Origin of the sequence: Novosphingobium clariflavum (genome assembly GCF_026420865.1) — a bacterium.
Taxonomy (GTDB): Bacteria; Pseudomonadota; Alphaproteobacteria; order Sphingomonadales; family Sphingomonadaceae; genus Novosphingobium; species Novosphingobium clariflavum.
In genome coordinates this window covers 233,640-249,260 of sequence record NZ_JAPCWC010000004.1, presented here as the reverse complement: position 1 = coordinate 249,260, position 15,621 = coordinate 233,640, and the positions used below count along the sequence as shown (strand labels likewise).

Below are 15,621 nucleotides of genomic sequence, written 5' to 3'. Positions count from 1 at the left end.
TCTCCCACCCGATTACCCGTCAGGGCATGCTTGCAGGTGGCCGGGCGGGGAGAGAGCCGGTGCGGCGGAATTCGCGCGCCGCGAATGCCAGTTCAAAGCCTCTAGCGGCGCTTCTTGTCGCGTTCCAGTGCCCCGCGCGCTTCCATCTCGATGTCCTGCGCGCGCAGCCAGTCGGGCGTGCCCTGCTTGAGCCCGGCTTCGGCGGCCTGCGCGTTCATCAGCGCGGCGTCCATCTGGCCGGACAGCGACTGCTGCTCGGCACTGGCGAGGCGGGCGCGGGGCATGTCGCCGTTGGCGGCGTAGATGGTGCCGAGCTGGTACCAGGTGAAGGGATTCTCGCGGTCGCGCGCGGCGGCGTTGCGCAGCACCGTCTCGGCTTCCTTGAAGTGCTGGGGATCTTCGGTCGCGATCAGGGCGTGGCCGAACAGGGTGGCGATCAGCGGCTGGTAGCCGGTCAGTTCGGTGGCCTTGCGCAAGGGGACCAGCGCTTCGTTCGGCTGGCCGGATTCGAGCAGGATCTGGCCCTTGAGCTCGAGGAAATAGGGATCGTCGGGATCGGTCATCAGCAGGGCGTCGGCCTCGGCGGTGGCGCGGTCCATTTCCGACTGGCGGTGCCAGGCATAAGCGCGGGCGTAGTGCGCGGGCACCGAATTGTCGGTCAGCGGATAGACCCGCAGCACGTCGCGCGGCTCGGCGAGATAGCCGAACAGCTTGGCCTTCATGCGCAGGTAGCGGGCCTGGATCCTGGGATCGTCGGGCTTGGTCCAGGCCGGATCCTTTTCGTAGGTGTCCTGCAGGGTCTGGATACGGTCGCCGGTGAGAGGGTGGGTGGAGTAGAACTCGTCGCCGTCCTGCGGGCGGTAGCCGTAGCGGAATTCGAGGTTCTGGAGCTTCTGGAAGAACTCCAGCGAGCCGCGCCCGCTGATCCCGGCCGCCGAAAGATACTGCGCGCCGGCGGCGTCCGCCGAGGCTTCCTGCGAGCGGGTATAGGCCAGGTACTTGCCCATGGCGGCGGACTGGCCGGCCATGATGACGCCCATCGCCGCCTCGCCGCCGCCGGCGGCGGCCGCGGCCGCGCCCAGCAGCAGCGAGAGCAGCGAGATGCTGGTCGCGCTTTTCGCGCCCTGGTTGAGCACGGCATGGCCGCCGGTGACGTGGCCCAGTTCGTGGGCGATCACGCCTTGCACCTGGGCGGCCTTGTCGGCCTCGTTGATGAGGCCCGAATTGACGTAGACGGCCTGCCCGCCGGCGACAAAGGCGTTCACCGAGGGATCGTTGACGAGGACGATGTCGACATGGGCGGGATCGAGCCCGGCGGCGACGATCAGCGGGCGGGCCATGTCCTTGAGCAGGGCCTCGGTCTCGGCATCGCGCAGGATCGATTGGGCGGCCGCCGGGGTGGCGGACCAGCTCAGCAGGGCAAGCAGGCTCAGGACCAGTGCGGCAAGACGCGCGGGGGACATGGAAGCTGTTGAAACCTCTCGCGCTGAACCGGGCGTGAAGCACCGGGGATCGCAGGCACCCTAGGCGGCGTGGCCACATTCCGCAACGCCGCGGTTGCCCTGCAAGCGGGGCCAGCAACGCAGGTTGAAGGTGGGCCTCAGCGCTGCGACACCAGCCAGACGCGGATCGCCCCGGCGAGGCCCGGCGGCACTTCGGCCTCGAGGCGTTCGGCATCGATTCGCGCGACGAGCGCGTTGACCGGCACCCCCGCTTCGCTGGCGGCGGCGCGCAGCATGTCCCAGAACACCGGTTCGAGGCTGATCGAGGTCTTGTGCCCGGCGATCTCGACCGAACGCTTGATCGGGGGGTGGTAAGGCGAACTCATTGCCGGAGCACGCTAGCGCGGAACCACGGTCCGGGAAACCGCCATAAGAAAAGGCGGCCGTGAAGCCGCCTCTTCCCTCCTCTCCAAACCCGTTGACCGGACTGTCTCTCCCGCAGTCTCTGGCCGGTTTGAAACCTGTGTGATCAGCCGCCGATTTCGGTCTTGTCGGCAGCGGCCATGCGATCGCCCTGCATGTAGGGGATCGGGTTCACGGCCTGACCGTCGACGCGGACTTCGTAGTGGAGGTGCGGGCCGGTCGAGTTGCCGGTGGTGCCGACGTAGCCGATCACCTCGCCCTTGTGGACCATCTGGCCTTCGGCAACGGCAAGGCGCGACATGTGGCCGTAGCGGGTCTCGAGATCGCCGCCATGCTCCAGTTCAACAAACAGGCCGTAGCCGCCGAACCACGAAGCCTTGCCGACGACGCCGTCAGCGGTTGCGTAGATCGGGGTGCCGATGGGAGCGGCAAGGTCGATGCCCTTGTGGGCGCGGCGACCGCCGAAAATGGGGTGTTCGCGCATGCCGAAGCTGCTGGTGAGCTTCAGGCCTTCCAGCGGGGTGCGCGAGGGAACCGCGACGCCCGAAAGGCGGGCGGTGCCGGGGATCGCGGGCTTGGCCTTGGCGGCGGCAAGACCGGTTTCCTCGTAGTTCTGCCAGGAGCTGAAGAGGGTGCGGAACTGTTCGTCCTCACCGCCGCTGGCGGACTGGCTGGCCGACTGGGCGGCGCGTTGCGGGCCCGAGATGTCGGCGGCGGCGCTGTTGGCCATGGCGGGATGGGCTGCCAGGGAAAGACCCGCGAACGCAACCGTGGCGGTTACCGTGCGGAACTTGGCAATGAGTTTCGTGACGACCACTCGTAATACCTTGTTATCCGCCGAAATCCGCAAAGGACACGACGCTTGTATTTATCACTGGCGCACCGTGAGGCGCGCCGCGAACCCTAGTTTTAGAGATGGTCGGAACCCCCCGCCGTCTCGCGAGTTGGAGTTATGCCGATCGATTGCTGACAGACAACCCCAAGGTAGAAATCCCGCGATAAACCGGCAGCGAGGCGCGCCGAGTCGTTGAACGGTGGCTTAACGGCGCCGCCAAAATGGCGGGAAACAAGGGTTTTCCAGAGGTCGGCAGGCTCTCCATTCATCGTTTCGGCCCATGCGGCGAAATGTGTTGATCGGAAACGGACGTGCCGGATTTCGTCGTCAAGGATTCTCTCGAGGATGCGTGCGCCGCGTTCGTCGCCGAGGTTGCGGACCCGTTCGAGCGTAGCCGGAGTGACGTCGAGCCCGCGCGCTTCGAGCACCATCGGCACCACTGCGAGCCGCGCGGCGACATCGTGCCGGGTGTTGCCGGCCGCTTCCCACAGTCCGCTGTGCGCCGGGAGCGCGCCGTAGTGGCTGCCCATCGTGCGCAAGTGCCGGTCGATCAGCGCGAAGTGCAGCGCCTCGTCGGCCGCGACCGAGAGGAAATCGCCGACAAAACCGGGGTTCATCTCGCCGCCGAAGCGCCCGGCCATGTCGAGCGCGAGGTCGATGGCGACAAATTCGATATGCGCCAGGGCGTGCCACAGCGCGATCCGCCCGCGCTCCGAACCGCCCTTGCCGCGCTTGGGCATGCGGCCCGGCGGCAGCAGTTCGGGCGCGTCCGGGCGGCCCGGTTCGTCGGGCATGGCGACATCGAAGGCATAGGCGAGCCGGCCCAGCCGCCAGTCGCGGGCGACCTTGCGGGTGGCCATGACCTTGGCGCGGGGGTCGGATTCGAGCAGCACTTCGCGGATGGCTGCGGCAACACTGGGTACGGCAACATTGGGTATTGTCGGCGACATGGTCAGAGCGCTTTCGCGGCCTCGAGCACTTGCGCGGCGTGGTCCTTCACTTTCACCTTGTCCCAGATGCGGGCGATCGTGCCGTCCGGTCCGATCAGGTAGGTGGTGCGGACCATGCCCATATAGGTGCGGCCATAGTTCTGCTTCTCGGTCCAGATGCCGAGCGCGTCGGACAGGCCGCCTTCCTCGGCATCGCTGGCGAGCGGGGCCTTGAGGTCGTGCTTGGCGATGAAGTTCTGGTGCTTCTTTGCCGTATCCTTGCTGACGCCCAGCAGCGCCACTCCGGCCGCATCGAATTCCCCCTTCAGGGCCGAGAAATCGAGATTCTCGGTGGTGCAGCCGGGGGTGTTGTCCTTGGGGTAGAAGAACACCACCAGCTTGCGGCCGGCGAAGTCTGAAGCCTTCACGCTGCCGCCATCGGGCGTTTCCATGGCGATGTCGGGGAACGGGTCGCCGGCGGCGGGACGGGTGCTCATCAAAGGATCTCCAGTGTTTCGCCGAAGGTCTCGCGCCAGCTCGCGGCGACGTGCGCGCGGGAGAGGGCAAGGGCGGCTTCAAGGTCTTGCCAGGTGCCATAGCCGCAGGCGCGTTCCAGCGCCATGCAGGAGGGTTTGCCCGGCACCTGGGTATCGGGGGCGAACAGCCGTCCGGCCACCAGCAGGCGCGTCATCACGTCGTGCGCTTCCACCAGGGAGGCCGGCAGCAGGCCGTCCGCCACCAGCAACTGCAGCGCCGCGCCGAGATCGGGATCGAGGCCGCGCCCGGTGCCGAGCTGGATGAAGTGGACGAGGAATTCGAGGTCGACCAGCCCGCCGCGCATGAGCTTGACGTCGAGCGGGCCCTTGGCGGGTTTGTGCCCGGCCATCTTCGCGCGCATGTCCAGCACGTCGGTCTTCAGCTTGGCCACGTCGCGCGGGGCGGCAAGCACGCCGCGGATCACCGCGCCGAGTTCGCCGCGCGCCGGCGCCGAGCCGTAAAGCGCGCGGGCCCGGCACAATGCCATGTGTTCCCAGGTCCAGGCCTGTTCCTGCTGGTAGCGGGTGAAGCTGTCGAGGCTGGCGGCGGGCGGTCCCTGCTCGCCCGAGGGGCGCAGCCGGGTGTCGACTTCGTAGAGCGCGCCCTCGGCGGTCGGCACCGACAGCGCGGCGGTCACCCGCTGTGACAGGCGGTTGTAGTAGAGCGTGGCGCCCAAGGGCCGCCGCCCGTCCGATTCGCCCGCGAATTCGCCGGTGAACAGGTAGATGAGGTCAAGGTCGGAGGCATGGGTAAGCACCCCGCCCCCCATCCTTCCAAGCCCTAGCACCACCAGTTCGCTGCCGGCGACGTGCCCGTGGACCTCGCGGAATTCCGCCAGCGCCGCCTCGGTCAGCACCACCAGCGCGGCCTCGGCGATGCGGGCGAGGGCATGGCCGATGTCGAGCGGGTCGTTGGCGCCCTCGATCAGCTGGACGCCGAGGGCAAAGCGGCGATCGCCGACCTTGCGGCGCACGGTGCCCAGCTTCTGTTCGTAGTCGGCCCCGGCCTCGAACTGGCTGAACTCGGCCACCAGTTCCTCCACCGCACCGGGCAGGTCGAAGGCGCTGGCGTCGATCAGCGGGTCGAGCAGGTCGGCGCGCCGGGCCAGGGCGTCGGCCAGCGTGGGCGCGAGGCTGAGGATGCGCGCCAGCCGCTCCAGCAGCGCGGGCCGCGCTTCCAGCAGGCGGAACAGGTTGATCGCGGAAGGCAGGTTGTTGAGCAGCTTCTCGAAGCGGGCAAAGGCGCGCTCGGGTTCGGGGGCGGCGGCCAGCGCGGCGAAGAGATCGGCGCGCACGGCGGCGAAGGCGGCACGCGCCGCGTCCGAACGCAGCGCCCGCATGCCGCCGGAAAGCCAGCCTTCGACGCGCTGGGCCATCGTCTCGGCATCGGCAAGCCCGAGTCCGGCCAGTTCGTCGCGCAGGTCATCCTGCGCGGGCATGGCGACTTGCGTGGTGGGGCCGAGCGGGGTCTGGGCCATGACCAGCGCATCGTAGCGCTCGCCCACGGCATCGGTGATCGCGCGCAGTTCGCCGAGCAGGGTCTCGCCATCGGGCAACCCGTCGAGCCGGGCCACGGCGTCCAGCGCCTCGGGCCGCATCGGCAGGGCATGGGTCTGCTGGTCCTGCACCATCTGCAGGCGGTGCTCGATGGTGCGCAGGCGGTCGTAGCTTTCACCGAGCAGGCGGGCGTCCTCGGCGGGGACCAGTCCGGCTTCGGCGAGGGCACTCAGCGTGGCGCGGGTGCCGCGCAGGCGCAGCGCGGGGTTGCGGCCGCCGTGAATCAGTTGGTGGGTCTGCGCGTAGAACTCCACCTCGCGAATGCCGCCGCGCCCTTTCTTGAGGTCGAAGCCGGGGCCGACCGTGGCGCTGCCGCGCGTATTGGCGCGGATCTGCGCGGTGAGGCGGCCGATCTCGGCGATCGCGCCGAAGTCCAGGCTCTTGCGCCAGACGAAGGGGCGGATCGCGGAAAGGAAGGCCTCGCCCGCGGCGATGTCGCCCGAACAGGCGCGGGCGCGGATGAAGGCGGCGCGTTCCCACGCCAGCGCGGAGGATTCGTAATGGCTGAGCGCGCCGTTGATCGAGATCGCCAACGGGCTGACTTCGGAGGCCGGGCGCAGGCGCAAGTCGATGCGGAAGACGTAGCCGTGGTCGGTGACCTTGCCGAGCGTTTCCACCACCGCGCGGGCGACGCGCTGGGCGGCCTCGCCCGGTTCGTCCCGCTCGCGGCGGGGGAGCAGTTCGGGATCGAACAGCAGGATCGGATCGATGTCCGAACTGTAGTTGAGCTCGCCCGCGCCGTGCTTGCCGAGCGCAAGGGCCAGGAAACCGGCAGGCTCCGCATCGGGCACGCGGCGGCGGATACCTTCGGCAATGGCGCCATCGAGCGCGCGGTCGGCCAGCGCCGAAAGCTCGCCGGTGACGCGCAGCAGGGGGAAGGCTCCGGCCAGGTCGCCGATGCCGAGGGCGAGCGCCATGGCCTGTTTCTCGCGCCGCAGCGCGATCCCGACATCGTCGGTGCCGCTGCCGATAGTGCGGGCGAAGGCCAGCGCTTCCTCGCCCTTGCCCTCGGCCAGCAGCGCGGCGAGATCCGGATGCCGGTTCAGCAGCGAGGCGAGGTAAGGGGCGTGGGCGCGGGCGCGTTCGATCGCGCCGGTCCAGTCGGCTTGCAGTTGGGCATCCATGCCGGGGTTCCTGCCCAAGCGCGAGCGTGAGGGCAAGCGTGTCGGCTTCGCCTTGTGCCTGCCGCCTGCCTCTGGCACGAGGCCGGTCATCCCAAAATACAACAGGTCCGCACAGACAATGAAACGCACCGCTTCCCTGCTTGCCACTGCTGCGCTGTGCCTCGGCACGGCCGCCGTCGCCGCGCCCAAGCTACCCAAGGGCACCGCCCTGCCGCCGCCGCCGATGACCGCCGAGCCGGCACCGCAGCTTTCGGTGGACACGATGAAGGGGCTGGTGAAGACGCTGTCTTCGGACGACTTCGAAGGCCGCGCGCCCAGCACCAGTGCGGAGCCCAAGGTGCTGGACACCATTATCGCCGCGTTCAAGAAGGCCGGGCTCCAGCCGGGCAACAAGGGCCAGTGGCTGCAGGACGTGCCCACCGTGGAGATCACCGGCAGCAACCATTCCGCGTTGACGGTGACGGGCAGCAAGCTGCCGCTCTCGTTCCGGTTCGGCGACGATTATGTGGCCGCCAGCTACCGCGTGACGCCGCAGACCCGCATCAAGGACAGCGAACTGGTCTTCGTCGGCTACGGCATCAATGCGCCGGAACTGGGCTGGAACGACTATGCCGGGATCGACATGCACGGGAAGACCGCGGTCATCCTGGTCAACGATGCCGACTATGACGCCGCCACCGAGGAAGGCCCGTTCAAGGGTCGCCGCATGACCTATTACGGCCGCTGGACCTACAAGTTCGAGGAAGCCGCGCGTCAGGGGGCGACCGCCGCGCTGATCGTGCATGACACCTTCCCCGCCGCCTATGGCTGGAACGTCGTCAATTCGAGCTGGACCGGCGCGCAGTACCGCGTCGCCACCCCGAACGACGACATGGACCAGACCGCCGCCAATGGCTGGATCCAGAAGCCGGTTGCCGAGGCGATCCTCAAGGCCTCGGGCCAGGATCTCGCCGCGCTGTCGGCGGCTGCAAGGCACAAGGGCTTCAAGCCGGTGCCGCTGGGCCTCAAGGTCAGCTTCGGCTTCGACAACGCCATCCGCCGCTCCACCTCGCACAACGTCGTCGGCGTGCTGCCGGGCAAGCTGCGCCCGGATGAATACGTGCTCTATTCGGCGCACTGGGACCACCTTGGCCACTGCACGCCGGACAAGACCGGCGACGGCATCTGCAACGGCGCGGTCGACAATGCCACCGGCGTCGCCGCGCTGGCCGCGATCGCCGAGGCGAACAGCAAGGCCAATGCTGACGGACATCCGGCGGCGCGCAGCCAGGTCTTCGTGGCGGTGACGCTGGAGGAATCGGGCCTGCTCGGTTCCGAATTCTACGCCGCCAACCCGGTCTATCCGTTCGACCACACGGTCGGCGGCGTCAACATGGACGCGCTGATGCCGGGCAGCCGCACGCGCTCCTATGCGATGACCGGGGGCGACAAGTCCGACCTCACCGCGATCTTCCGCGATGAACTGGTGGACGAGGGCCTGACCGAAGCGGCCGAGGAACACACCGAGCGCGGCTACTACTACCGCTCCGACCACTTCTCGATGGCCAAGCGCGGCGTGCCGATGTTCGACATTGCCGCCAGCACCGACTGGGTGGACGGCGGCAAGGCGGCCGGCGATGCGGCCAGCGAGGACTACAACTCGAACCGCTACCACGGCCCCAAGGACGAATACTCGGAAAGCTGGAACTGGGACGGCATTGCCCAGACCGCAGGGCTCTACTATCGGCTCGGCCGCACGCTTGCCGATTCGGACCTCTGGCCGAACTGGCACGAAACCGACGAATTCCGCGCGATCCGCGACAAGGCTTGCGCGGCGGCTCAAGGAGGCTGCCACAAGTGACTTTCGCCCTTCCCCCCGAATGGCATCCGCAGGACTGGATCTGGATCGGCTTCCCGCATGACCCGGTGGAATGGCCGGGCTTTCTGGAAGCCGCGCAAGTGCAGATGGCCGAGTTCGCCTCGGCCGTGGCCGAATCGGGGCAGGAAGTGCGCCTGATCGTGCGCGACGAGGCCAACCGTGCGCGCGCGGCCTCGCTGGTCTCCGCCAGGGTAAAGCTGGAAGTGCGCCGCTACGGCGACGTCTGGCTGCGCGATACCGGGCCGCTGGTCTGTGCCGACGGCACGGGTGCGCTGAAAGCCATGCGCTTCGGCTTCAACGGCTGGGGCGGCAAGTACCTGATGGACGGGGACCAGGAAATCGGCGCGGAACTGGCGCAGGATGCCGGGCTGGAGGTGGAAACTTCGGACTGGATCCTGGAAGGCGGCGCGCTGGACGGCGACGGCACCGGCCTTGTCGCCACCACCGAGCAGTGCCTGCTCAACCCCAACCGCAACCCGCACCTGAGCCGCGATGATCTGGAAATGCGGCTGAAGCGCGATCTGGGGTACGACCGCGTGCTGTGGCTGGGCGAGGGCCTGATCAACGACCATACCGACGGCCATGTCGACAACTTGGCGCGGTTCGTGGCGCCCAACGTGCTGGCGCTGCCGCGCGCGACCGGGGTGAATGATCCCAACGCCGCGATCTACGCCGATGCCAAGGCCCGCGCCGAGGCGATGGGGGTTGTCGTGCGCGAAGTGCCCTCGCCGGGCCGCGTCGAGTCGGACGGCCGGATCGAGCCGGCCAGCTACATGAACTTCGCGATCACCTCGAAGCTGGTGGTCGTGCCGATCTACGGCACCGAGCATGACGCGGACGGCATCGCCGCCATCGCCGAGCTGTTCCCCGACCGCGACACCGTGGGCGTGATGGCTGACGCGGTTCTGGCCGGTGGCGGTTCGTTCCACTGCTCCAGCCAGCAGATGCCCTCGAAGTAAGGAGTAGCGGGGAGCCACGCGCTCCCCGCCTCTTTAACCGATTGGCAACCTCGTCCGGCGCATGACTGCTTTCATGGCCCGCCTTATCGCCCTCGCCCCCATCGCCCGCCCTGCCGTTCCGGCAGAGATTCTGCGCGCCATGGTCGTGTGCGGCTGCGCACTGGCGCTCATTCTCGCCAGGGCCGAACTGCCCTTCTGAGCCCGGCATCCGTGCCGAAGGCACATAAGGCCGCATATTTTTCATTCTGTTTCAAAACGTTTGCCGCACCCGATTTCGTCTTATCGTTTCTGCTGCACTGCACATCGTGTCTGCTGCATCGCAGCAACGAATTGTCACGATCGGTCGATGCAACCGAAATCATCGTCTCCCAATCTAAGCGTTCACGCGATTTGAACTGGAGATACCCCATGCAACCCACGACCGAAGCCGAGCGGGCGCGTCTTCGCCAATCGCTGATCGGGAATTTTCTGCTATTGCTGTTCGGCCTGGGCGTGCTGGGCTTCCTGGTAGCCGTCGACAGGGCCGAATGGTTCACCCTGCGGCCGGTTTCGGGAACTTCGGTCGCGCTCTCTCATGCCGCCACCGGCAAGGCTGACGCCGGGGCCCTGCGTCCGGAGGAATCCATCAAGCGATGATCGTTACCCCTTCGCTGCAACCCGTCCAGATCCTGCGCGAGATCTGGAAGCCGATTACCCTGCTGTTCGTCTGGGACGTCATCGTCACGGTGACGTACTTCATGCTGCCGTTCCATGCGCCCGAACTGCCGGTGACGCTGTTCGGCTCGGCGCTGGCGCTGTTCCTCGGCTTCCGCAGCAATTCGGCCTATCAGCGCTGGTGGGAAGGGCGCGGCCTCTGGGGGCTGATGATCAATGCCAGCCGCAACATCGCCCGTGCCGCGCGCAATTTCATGCCCGACCCGGACGCGGCCGAGCTGAAGCGCCGGGTGGTGCTGCGCCAGATCGCCTACGTCAACGCGCTGCGCTGCCAGCTGCGCCGCATCAAGCCCGATGCCGAAGTGCTGCGCATGCTCTCGCGCGGGGATGCCGATGCCTCGCTGGAGCGCACCAACATCGCCAACGGCATTCTCGACGATACCGGCCGCCGCATCGACGAGGCGCGTCGCAAGGGCTGGATCGACACCATCCAGCAGACCCAGATGGAAGCCGTGCTGGTGGACATCGCCAATGCCCAGGGCGGCATGGAGCGGCTGAAGAACACGCCGCTGCCCTACCAGTACCGCTTCTTCCCCACCGTCTTCACGCACATGTTCTGCATCCTGCTGCCGATCGGCCTGGTCGAGACGCTGGGCGTGGCGACGCCGCTGGGCTCGACGCTGGCGGGGGTGATGTTCCTGGCGGTGCTGGCGATCGGCGACGATCTGGTCGATCCCTTCGCCAATACCGTGCACGACCTGCCGCTCAACGCGATGTGCCGCACCATCGAGATCGACCTGCTCCAGTCCATCGGCGAGGAAGCCCCGCCGCCGGTGCTGCCGGACAAGCACGGCATCCTGTGGTGATTGCTGCCAAAACGCTCTAGAGCGTTTTTCGAACGGAGTGGAACACGCAGTGACTCGGAAAAACGCGGAAAACAAAGACTCTGGAGAGCCCGATCTGATTCAATCAGATCGGAAAATGCTCTAGAGGCGGTCCATGGCCAAAATAGACCGTCTTGAGCGCATGGACACCCGCCGCGCCGAACTCGAAAGCGAATACCGCGCCGCGCTGGTCGCAGCGCTCAGGGTCACGGCCGCGGGGCAGTGGGGACTGTTCGGCCACAACAAGGACAAGCAGGCCCGCGCCAAGGCCGCGCCGCTGGTGGACGGCCTTGCCGAACTGGCCGACGAGATCGACCAGCTGCGCGACCAGCTCGACATGGAGCCGTTTGCACTCCACGCGGAATTCCTCGCCGCGCGCGGGCCGGTGCAGTCGCATGCCGTGGGCGAGCCCAAGCAGGCGCAGGCGTGGCTGGATCGACTGGCGCAGGAAGGCTAACCTTCACGCAATTCCCGCCAAGGAGCCGTGATGCGTCTTTCCAAGGATCGCCAGACCGCCCGTGCCAGCATACGGCTGGGCAAGTGGGTGGAACTTGATGCCCGCACCGATTTCAGCCCGCCCGGGCTCGTCGCGGTGGGCCTGCTCGTCTCGGGTATCTTGCTGAGCAGCAGCGTTCTGGTGGCAGCGGCTGGACGAGCCAAGGCGCGACGGATTCAAGCGCGCGGGGATCGCACCCTGCCGCGCTGAAGCCGTCGCAGTGCCCGGCTTACTCCGGCGTGGCGAACCAGATCACGTGCTTGGGCCCCTTGCCGTTGCTGCGCGAGGGCACCTTCACTTCGTCCACCTTGAACCCTGCGCGTTCCAGACGGCGGGTGAAGGCCGGATCGGCGCCCGCCGACCACACCGCCAGCACGCCGTCGGGCGTCAGCGCATTGCGCGCCGCGCGCAGGCCGGCCTTGGAATAGATGACGTTGTTGTCCTCGCGCACCAACCCGTCAGGACCATTGTCGACGTCGAGCAGGATCGCGTCGTAGGCGGCACGCGATCCGTCGATCACGTGCGCCACATCGCCCATCACCAGATTGACGCGCGGATTGTCGAGGCAGCCCGCAGCGAGGTCCGCCATCGGCCCGCGCGCCCATTCGATGATCTCGGGCACCAGTTCGACCACGGTGATCTTCGAATCCTCGGGCAGCGTGCGCAGCGCGGCGCGCAGCGTGAAGCCCATGCCGTAGCCGCCGATCAGGAAGTGGGGGCGCTTGGTGATGCCCTTGATGCGCTCGTAGGCCATCGTGGCGAGGGCTTCCTCGCTGCCCCACTTGCGCGTGGACATCAGCTCGTTGTGCCCCAGCACGATCATGTAGTCGGAATCGTGCTTGTAGAGCTCCAGCTTCTCCCCATCGGGAATCCACGCGGTGTCGATCAGCTCGCGGCGGATCATGCCGGAAGACCTCCAAGCAGGTCCGGCGCGGTGGATTCGGTCCTGAGCATGGCGATGGCCTCGTCCAGCGTCATGACCTTCTGGTGCTCGGCGCCCAGCGTGCGGATGGCGACGGTGCCTTCCTCGGCCTCGCGCTTGCCGACCACCACCAGATGCGGAACCTTCTTCAGCGAGTGGTCGCGCACCTTGTAGTTGATCTTCTCGTTCCTGAGGTCGGTCTCGACCCGCACGCCCGCGGCCTTCAGCTTCTGCGAGACGTCCTGCGCATAGCTGTCGGCATCGGAGACGATGGTGGTGACGACCGCCTGGACCGGGGCGAGCCAGACCGGCAGCTTGCCGGCGAAGTGCTCGATCAGGATGCCGATGAAACGCTCATAGGACCCGAAGATCGCGCGGTGCAGCATGACCGGGCGGTGCTTCTCGCCGTCCTCGCCGATGTAGTGGGCGTCGAGGCGTTCGGGCAGCATGCGGTCGGACTGGATCGTGCCGACCTGCCAGGTGCGGCCGATCGCGTCGGTCAGGTGCCATTCCAGCTTGGGCGCATAGAACGCGCCTTCGCCGGGCAGTTCTTCCCAGCCGTATTCCTCGGTGGCAAGGCCGGCGCGCACGACGGCGTCGCGCAGTTCGGCCTCGGCCTTGTCCCACTGCTCCTCGGTGCCGATGCGGTTGTCCGGGCGCAGTGCCAGCTTGATCGCATAAGTGAAGCCGAAGTCCTTGTAGACGCGGTCCGCCATCTCGCAGAAGGCCTGCACTTCGCTGACGATCTGGTCTTCGCGGCAGAAGATGTGGCCGTCGTCCTGCGTGAACTGGCGCACGCGCATCAGCCCGTGCAGCGCGCCGTGCGGCTCGTTGCGGTGGCAGCAGCCGTTCTCGACGATGCGCAGCGGCAGGTCGCGGTAGGACTTGATGCCCTGCTTGAAGATCAGCACGTGCGCCGGGCAGTTCATCGGCTTCAAGGCCATCCACTGCGCGTCGTTGGAGATGATCGGGCCGTCATCCTCGGTGTTGGGCACTTCGTCAGGGATGACGAACATGTTCTCGCGGTACTTGCCCCAGTGGCCCGAGGCTTCCCACTGCCGCGCGTCCATGACCTGCGGCGTCTTCACTTCCTTGCAGTCGGCCTGGCTGACGGCGCGGCGCATGTAGTCCTCGAGCGCGCGATAGATCACGTAGCCCTTGGGGTGCCAGAACACCGAACCGTGCGCTTCGGCCTGGAGGTGGAACAGGTCCATCTCGTTGCCGAGCTTGCGGTGGTCGCGCTTGGCGGCTTCCTCGAGGCGCGTCAGGTGCGCCGCGAGCTGCTTCTTGTTGAGCCAGCCGGTGCCGTAGATGCGGCTGAGCATCGCGTTGTTCTGGTCGCCGCGCCAGTAGGCGCCCGAGACGCGGGTCAGCTTGAAGGCGGCCGGGTCCAGCTTGCCGGTGGACGGCAGGTGCGGGCCGCGGCACATGTCCAGCCAGTCCTCGCCCGACCAGTAGACGCTCAGCGGCTCGTCGCCCGGCAGTTCGGCGGCCCATTCGGCCTTGAAGTTTTCGCCCTGCTGCTTCCAGCGGCTGATCAGCGTCTCGCGGTCCCAGACCTCGCGGCGCAGCGGCTTGTCGGCGGCGATGATCTTGCGCATCTCCGCCTCGATCGCCGGCAGGTCCTCGTCGGTGAAGGGCCCGCGCTCGGGATTGGGCGCGAAGTCGTAGTAGAAACCGTCCGCCGTCGAAGGGCCGAAGGTGATCTGGGTGCCGGGGAACAGCGCCTGCACCGCTTCGGCCATGACGTGGGCAAAGTCGTGACGGGCAAGGTCGAGCGCCTCGTCCTCATCGCGGCTGGTGACGAGCGCGAGGCTGGCATCGCCGGTGAAGGGGCGGCTGAGGTCCACCAGTTCGCCGTCGATCTTCGCGGCAAGCGCGGCCTTGGCAAGGCCGGGGCCGATGGCGGCGGCGACATCGGCAGGGGTGGAGCCTTCGGGCATTTCGCGAACCGAACCGTCGGGCAGGCTGATCTTGAACATCTCGGACATCGAACTCGTCTTTCCGGTTTCCGGCTGCGCGCCGATTTTGTGGCCCAATGGCACAGGCGCGCGCGCGGGTGAAGCTTTTGCGCCTTAGAAATTCGCTCGATTCGGGAAAGAGACGCCGCTCGCCCGAACCCCGGGCGACGGTGGCTGCCTGCTCAGGCCGCGACCCACCGTCCCCGGGAGCGCCGGGTGGTGGTAGTGGTCGTGCCAGTGGTGGTGCACAGCTTGGTCATCGCCGTGAATGTAGCGATTGCGGGCCGGGATGTCATCCCGTCATTGTGAATGTAAAGGGTACTTGACTTCGGCGCGGCTGGATGACAAGTTTGCTTTACATGACCGCCGGACTGCTCCGGCGCGGACCGGAGTGGTTTTCGACATGACGACCTTTCGCATGAACCCCGCCTATCGCCGCTATCTTCGCCGGATGCTGCCGCTGAGCCTGCTCTATGTCGGGGCGATTGCGCTTGCGGTGCGGCTGATTCCCGATCATGCGCCGGCCGATGCCCGCACGATCGGCCTGGCCCTGCTGCCGGGGCTGGCGGTTGTCGGCTGGGTCTGGGCGATGGGGCGCTTGCTGGTCGAGCTTGAGGACGAGTACCTGCGGATGCTGGAAATTCGCAAGTTCCTGGTGGCGACCGCGTTCACCCTGGCCGTCTGCAGTGTCTGGGGGCTGCTCGAACTGTTTGCCCCCACGGTGCCCAAGCTGGCGCTGTTCTTCGTCTTCCCGCTCTGGGCGCTGGGGCTGTTTGTCGGGATGCTGTTCAATCGCCTGACCATGGGCGCCCACTGCCCGGCATGAAGAACCACCTCAAGGACCTGCGCGCCCGGCGCGGCTGGAGCCAGCAGGATCTCGCCGAGCGGCTGGAGGTCAGCCGCCAGAGCGTCAATGCCATCGAGACGGGGCGTTACGATCCCTCCTTGCCTCTGGCATTTCGCATTGCCGAGATCTTTGGTATGAGGATCGAGGACATATTCCAGAAGGGGTGATGGACGATGAACGGGCGGGCGGGCCTG

At 67.2% G+C, this 15,621-nt stretch carries 17 protein-coding genes; 9 read left to right on the top strand and 8 right to left on the bottom strand.

Translation table 11 applies throughout. The features are described from left to right. Positions 1 to 101: 101 nt before the first annotated feature. From OKA11_RS07300 to glnE, 6 genes are all read right to left on the bottom strand, one after another. Positions 102 to 1,463 carry a M48 family metalloprotease gene (locus OKA11_RS07300; RefSeq protein WP_267219552.1) on the bottom strand — a complete coding sequence of 454 codons (1,362 nt, stop codon included), beginning with the start codon at positions 1,461 to 1,463 and terminating at the stop codon, positions 102 to 104. A gap of 137 nt (positions 1,464 to 1,600) precedes the next feature. Further along, a complete protein-coding gene (locus OKA11_RS07295) occupies positions 1,601 to 1,828 on the bottom strand; it encodes a ribbon-helix-helix domain-containing protein (RefSeq protein ID WP_267219550.1) in 228 nt (75 codons plus the stop codon). A 143-nt stretch (positions 1,829 to 1,971) separates the two neighbouring features. Further along, positions 1,972 to 2,682, bottom strand: coding sequence for a M23 family metallopeptidase (locus OKA11_RS07290; protein ID WP_242526310.1), 711 nt, complete (start codon positions 2,680 to 2,682; stop codon positions 1,972 to 1,974). Positions 2,683 to 2,774: 92 nt separating this feature from the next. Beyond that, positions 2,775 to 3,650, bottom strand: coding sequence for a ferritin-like domain-containing protein (locus OKA11_RS07285; RefSeq protein WP_267219549.1), 876 nt, complete (start codon positions 3,648 to 3,650; stop codon positions 2,775 to 2,777). 2 nt (positions 3,651 to 3,652) lie between these two features. After that, positions 3,653 to 4,126, bottom strand: coding sequence for a peroxiredoxin (locus OKA11_RS07280; RefSeq protein WP_267219548.1), 474 nt, complete (start codon positions 4,124 to 4,126; stop codon positions 3,653 to 3,655). Then, positions 4,126 to 6,846 (bottom strand): bifunctional [glutamate--ammonia ligase]-adenylyl-L-tyrosine phosphorylase/[glutamate--ammonia-ligase] adenylyltransferase, encoded by a 2,721-nt coding sequence (glnE, locus tag OKA11_RS07275; RefSeq protein WP_267219547.1) that lies wholly within the window; start codon positions 6,844 to 6,846, stop codon positions 4,126 to 4,128. Before glnE ends, OKA11_RS07280 begins: the two co-directional genes overlap by 1 nt. A 118-nt stretch (positions 6,847 to 6,964) precedes the next feature. On the opposite strand from glnE, the gene OKA11_RS07270 reads away from it, so the two are divergent. The 7 genes from OKA11_RS07270 (at position 6,965) to OKA11_RS07240 (ending at position 11,907) form a co-directional block, all read left to right on the top strand. Beyond that, a complete protein-coding gene (locus tag OKA11_RS07270) occupies positions 6,965 to 8,686 on the top strand; it encodes a M28 family metallopeptidase (protein WP_267219546.1) in 1,722 nt (573 codons plus the stop codon). Then, positions 8,683 to 9,663, top strand: a complete 981-nt coding sequence (locus tag OKA11_RS07265; RefSeq protein ID WP_267219545.1) for an agmatine deiminase family protein — start codon at positions 8,683 to 8,685, stop codon at positions 9,661 to 9,663. The genes OKA11_RS07270 and OKA11_RS07265 overlap by 4 nt, the downstream gene beginning before the upstream one ends. A gap of 73 nt (positions 9,664 to 9,736) precedes the next feature. Further along, on the top strand, positions 9,737 to 9,862 hold the full coding sequence (locus tag OKA11_RS07260; protein WP_267219544.1) for a hypothetical protein: 126 nt from the start codon (positions 9,737 to 9,739) through the stop codon (positions 9,860 to 9,862). Between the two features lie 209 nt (positions 9,863 to 10,071). Beyond that, on the top strand, positions 10,072 to 10,299 hold the full coding sequence (locus tag OKA11_RS07255; protein ID WP_267219543.1) for a hypothetical protein: 228 nt from the start codon (positions 10,072 to 10,074) through the stop codon (positions 10,297 to 10,299). Further along, positions 10,296 to 11,183, top strand: a complete 888-nt coding sequence (locus OKA11_RS07250) for a bestrophin family protein (protein WP_267219541.1) — start codon at positions 10,296 to 10,298, stop codon at positions 11,181 to 11,183. The genes OKA11_RS07255 and OKA11_RS07250 overlap by 4 nt, the downstream gene beginning before the upstream one ends. Before the next feature lie 133 nt (positions 11,184 to 11,316). Next, positions 11,317 to 11,658, top strand: coding sequence for a hypothetical protein (locus OKA11_RS07245; protein ID WP_267219539.1), 342 nt, complete (start codon positions 11,317 to 11,319; stop codon positions 11,656 to 11,658). A 30-nt stretch (positions 11,659 to 11,688) separates the two neighbouring features. Further along, a complete protein-coding gene (locus tag OKA11_RS07240) occupies positions 11,689 to 11,907 on the top strand; it encodes a hypothetical protein (protein WP_267219537.1) in 219 nt (72 codons plus the stop codon). 19 nt (positions 11,908 to 11,926) lie between these two features. On the opposite strand, the gene OKA11_RS07235 is transcribed toward OKA11_RS07240, so the two are convergent. Beyond that, complete coding sequence (locus OKA11_RS07235) at positions 11,927 to 12,601, bottom strand: spermidine synthase (RefSeq protein WP_267219536.1); 675 nt, start codon at positions 12,599 to 12,601, stop codon at positions 11,927 to 11,929. Further along, complete coding sequence (thrS, locus tag OKA11_RS07230; protein ID WP_267219535.1) at positions 12,598 to 14,610, bottom strand: threonine--tRNA ligase; 2,013 nt, start codon at positions 14,608 to 14,610, stop codon at positions 12,598 to 12,600. Before thrS ends, OKA11_RS07235 begins: the two co-directional genes overlap by 4 nt. Before the next feature lie 373 nt (positions 14,611 to 14,983). Here thrS and OKA11_RS07225 point away from each other — a divergent pair, with 373 nt between their 5' ends. Next, positions 14,984 to 15,406, top strand: coding sequence for a hypothetical protein (locus OKA11_RS07225; RefSeq protein ID WP_267219534.1), 423 nt, complete (start codon positions 14,984 to 14,986; stop codon positions 15,404 to 15,406). After that, on the top strand, positions 15,403 to 15,594 hold the full coding sequence (locus OKA11_RS07220) for a helix-turn-helix transcriptional regulator (protein ID WP_267219532.1): 192 nt from the start codon (positions 15,403 to 15,405) through the stop codon (positions 15,592 to 15,594). The genes OKA11_RS07225 and OKA11_RS07220 overlap by 4 nt, the downstream gene beginning before the upstream one ends. Positions 15,595 to 15,621 lie beyond the last annotated feature (27 nt).

Excerpts from the sequence above, each read along its gene's own strand:
- OKA11_RS07240 (WP_267219537.1), top strand. The coding sequence starts at position 11,689 with ATGCGTCTTTCCAAGGATCGCCAGACCGCCCGTGCCAGCATACGGCTG.
- OKA11_RS07220 (WP_267219532.1), top strand. The coding sequence starts at position 15,403 with ATGAAGAACCACCTCAAGGACCTGCGCGCCCGGCGCGGCTGGAGCCAG.
- OKA11_RS07285 (WP_267219549.1), bottom strand. The coding sequence starts at position 3,650 with ATGTCGCCGACAATACCCAATGTTGCCGTACCCAGTGTTGCCGCAGCC.
- OKA11_RS07280 (WP_267219548.1), bottom strand. The coding sequence starts at position 4,126 with ATGAGCACCCGTCCCGCCGCCGGCGACCCGTTCCCCGACATCGCCATG.
- OKA11_RS07235 (WP_267219536.1), bottom strand. The coding sequence starts at position 12,601 with ATGATCCGCCGCGAGCTGATCGACACCGCGTGGATTCCCGATGGGGAG.
- glnE (WP_267219547.1), bottom strand. The coding sequence starts at position 6,846 with ATGGATGCCCAACTGCAAGCCGACTGGACCGGCGCGATCGAACGCGCC.
- OKA11_RS07225 (WP_267219534.1), top strand. The coding sequence starts at position 14,984 with ATGACGACCTTTCGCATGAACCCCGCCTATCGCCGCTATCTTCGCCGG.
- OKA11_RS07250 (WP_267219541.1), top strand. The coding sequence starts at position 10,296 with ATGATCGTTACCCCTTCGCTGCAACCCGTCCAGATCCTGCGCGAGATC.
- OKA11_RS07270 (WP_267219546.1), top strand. The coding sequence starts at position 6,965 with ATGAAACGCACCGCTTCCCTGCTTGCCACTGCTGCGCTGTGCCTCGGC.
- OKA11_RS07245 (WP_267219539.1), top strand. The coding sequence starts at position 11,317 with ATGGCCAAAATAGACCGTCTTGAGCGCATGGACACCCGCCGCGCCGAA.
- thrS (WP_267219535.1), bottom strand. The coding sequence starts at position 14,610 with ATGTCCGAGATGTTCAAGATCAGCCTGCCCGACGGTTCGGTTCGCGAA.
- OKA11_RS07300 (WP_267219552.1), bottom strand. The coding sequence starts at position 1,463 with ATGTCCCCCGCGCGTCTTGCCGCACTGGTCCTGAGCCTGCTTGCCCTG.
- OKA11_RS07260 (WP_267219544.1), top strand. The coding sequence starts at position 9,737 with ATGGCCCGCCTTATCGCCCTCGCCCCCATCGCCCGCCCTGCCGTTCCG.
- OKA11_RS07295 (WP_267219550.1), bottom strand. The coding sequence starts at position 1,828 with ATGAGTTCGCCTTACCACCCCCCGATCAAGCGTTCGGTCGAGATCGCC.
- OKA11_RS07255 (WP_267219543.1), top strand. The coding sequence starts at position 10,072 with ATGCAACCCACGACCGAAGCCGAGCGGGCGCGTCTTCGCCAATCGCTG.